2 protein-coding genes are annotated in these 2,772 nt (G+C 63.1%); one reads left to right on the top strand and one right to left on the bottom strand.

All coding sequences use genetic code 11. The features are described from left to right. Window positions 1-1,045, bottom strand: a 1,045-nt coding sequence (locus VMA74_RS20500) for a tryptophan 7-halogenase (protein ID WP_325370391.1), incomplete at its 3' end; no start/stop codon positions are given. A gap of 191 nt (window positions 1,046-1,236) precedes the next feature. On the opposite strand from VMA74_RS20500, the gene VMA74_RS20495 reads away from it, so the two are divergent. After that, window positions 1,237-2,772, top strand: a 1,536-nt coding sequence (locus VMA74_RS20495) for a TonB-dependent receptor (RefSeq protein WP_325370389.1), incomplete at its 3' end; no start/stop codon positions are given.

Raw genomic sequence — 2,772 nt, 5'->3', positions numbered from 1 at the left:
CAAAACCGCCCGCCAGGCCGATGCCCACGCAGTTGCCACGCCAATGCTCCGGCCGGTAGCCGGTTTCAAACTTGATGTGCAAAGGCTCCAGGCCGTCGGCGTCGGCACCGAGATGACCGCGGATCACTTCTTCGGCGCGCGTCGCATCGGAATGGCGCGACGAGTACACGTAACCGACACCGCGCCGCTGCTGCAGCCCGATGTCCCAGGTCCAGCCGGCCTCCTGCGCCGTGGCGATGGTGCAACACGCGATCGGCGTATCGGGACGCGGATAAGGCACTTGCATCGCCACCGCGCGATCCACGAACAGCACATCGGTACGGCTGCGGAAGGGCGATTGCATGGCGCCGCCGATGAGCCGGCTGCGCAAGCCGGTGCAATCGACGTAGAGATCCGCCCTCAGCTCGCCCAGCTCCGGCGTTACCAGGCTGGCGATGGCGCCGCGCTCGTCCAGTTCGACACGTTCCACCGTGGCCTCGTGACGTATCACGCCGAGCTTCTGGCCGTGCTCGGCCAGTATCGCCGCAACGCGTGCGGCGTCGAAGTGGTAGGCGTAGTTCATCGGCCCCTGGTAGTCGGGATCGCTGGCGCGCTTGGGGCCATGCCCTTGTGCAACGAGCCGGTATTGCATGGTGACTGCTTGCGCCAGTTGCATGCCGTCCGCTGCGCCGCCCAGCAGCCAGTAAGGCAGCAGTTCCGGACAGCCCGGACGCTGGCTGGGCAGGCTGAAAGGATGGAAGAAACTGGACGGCCCTGCACTGCCCGGCGGGCGCAGCCAGTGGTCATAGCGAATGCCTTGCTTGAAGGTCGCATTCGCGCCGCTCAGCAACCGCCCTTCCTCCAGCCCGATCGCCGACAGCGTGCCGCGGATGGAAGGAAACGTTGCTTCGCCCACGCCCAGCAAGCCGATGCCTGGCGCTTCCACCAAGGCCACGCGGATGCTGCTGTCCGGCGCCGACGCGTTCAGATGTTTTGCCAGATAGCAGGCCACCAGCCAGCCCGCCGCTCCGCCGCCTACCACCAAGATGCTTTGCAAACGTGCCATGTGTTCACCCCTCCCCGGGTTGCCATGCTGCTATGCGGCAAGCTTCTGCATCAAAACCTGCCTATTATCGCCATATGACAGCGCTGTCATATCGTACAGCACTGTCGCTTCCGTGGGGCCTGCCCAGGCGGATTGGGAAAACGGCGGATCTCACTCGACAACGCGAAATTCATTTTTTTGGAGGGGATGAAATGACGCTTCACCATTCGGCCATGTACGTCGCGCTCGCTGCCGTGCTCGCCTCGGCCCCTGTCTTTGCCATGGCACAGGACGCGACCCCGCAGGCCTCGACCAACAAAGACAACGGATCGTCCAAACAGAAAGTGAAAAACCTGCAGGCCATCCAGGTCACTGCCACCAAACGTGAAACCCCGCTGCAGCAAACCCCGGTTGCGGTCACGGCCATCACCGCCGACACGCTCGACAAGGAACGCGTGATGACCGTGCAGGACATCACCAAGCTGGTACCGGGCCTGCAAGGCACCAGCGAGGGCGACCATGACGTCACCACGCTGACCATGCGCGGCATCGGCAATGACAGCGCCAAGACCGAATATGCCGATCCGGAAGTGGCCCTGTTCATCGATGGCGTCTACGCACCGCGCGCCGAATCGGCCACTAGCCTGCTGCTGGACATCGACAGCGTGCAGGTGCTGCGCGGCCCACAGGGCACATTGTGGGGGCGCAACTCCACCGCCGGCGCGATCGACTTCGAAACCGTCAAGCCCGACATCGGCGGCGGCTTCTACGGCAATGCGCAGATGTCGCTGGGCAATTACAGCCAGTCCGGTCAAAAGGTCGCGATCAACCTGCCGATCAGCAGCACCTTCGCCATGCGCGTGGCGGTGGCGCACGAGCAGCACGACGGCTACGTGAACTACCAGAACCCGGCGAGCGAGCTGCCGTCGGTGGCCCAGCAACAGGCCACGTATCTGGCCAGCGGCGGCAACCCGGCGAATTTCCAACCGATCAACCAGGCGCTGTATACGCAAGGTGGCGACAAATACAACGCGCAGAACCAGTCGGCTGCGCGCATCAGTGCGCTATGGCAGCCCACCGATGCGTTCAAGTGGAACCTGTCGTACGAGTATTTTCTCGATCGCGGCACGCCGGACATGAACCTGATGCAGAATCCGCGCCCCGGCCAGGATTTCTGGTCCGCGCTGATCGACACCGCGCCGTATCTGCATCGCACTTCCAAGACGGTGCGCAGCCGCATGGACTGGCAGATCAATGACGATATGGCGCTCACCTATATCGCCGGCTACAACCGCTTCTCCGGCGCCAGCAATTACGACCAGGATGCCGGCGCGATCCTGCCGACCAGCTTCACGACCGGCGGCGTGTATCAGGACGACCGCACCAATTATTCCAACTACTCCAGCTACAGCCACGAATTGGATTTGAAATCCACCGGGCAGCACACGGTGGACTGGATTCTCGGCCTGTACTACTCCGCCGAAGACAACAACATCCGTTTCGACATCCCGATCATGAACGGTACCCAGCAGGGCACCGTGAACTGGCAGGGCTCCTTCATCCAGCCGAAGGAAACCGTGCAATCGGAAGCGCTGTTCGGCCAGGCAGTGTGGCATGTCACCGATGCGTTCAACCTCACCGCCGGCGCACGTTTCTCCGACGACACCAAGAAGAACGAAGGCGGCATCAACTGGGGTTGGGCGGGCGATCCGGACGTGCCGCAAGTGCCGATCTCGCCAGGCGTGCTG

The organism is Dyella sp., assembly GCF_035508675.1.
Classification (GTDB): domain Bacteria; phylum Pseudomonadota; class Gammaproteobacteria; order Xanthomonadales; family Rhodanobacteraceae; genus Dyella_B.
Note: the sequence above shows the minus strand (reverse complement) of the source record. Positions and strands in the feature narration are given on the sequence as shown.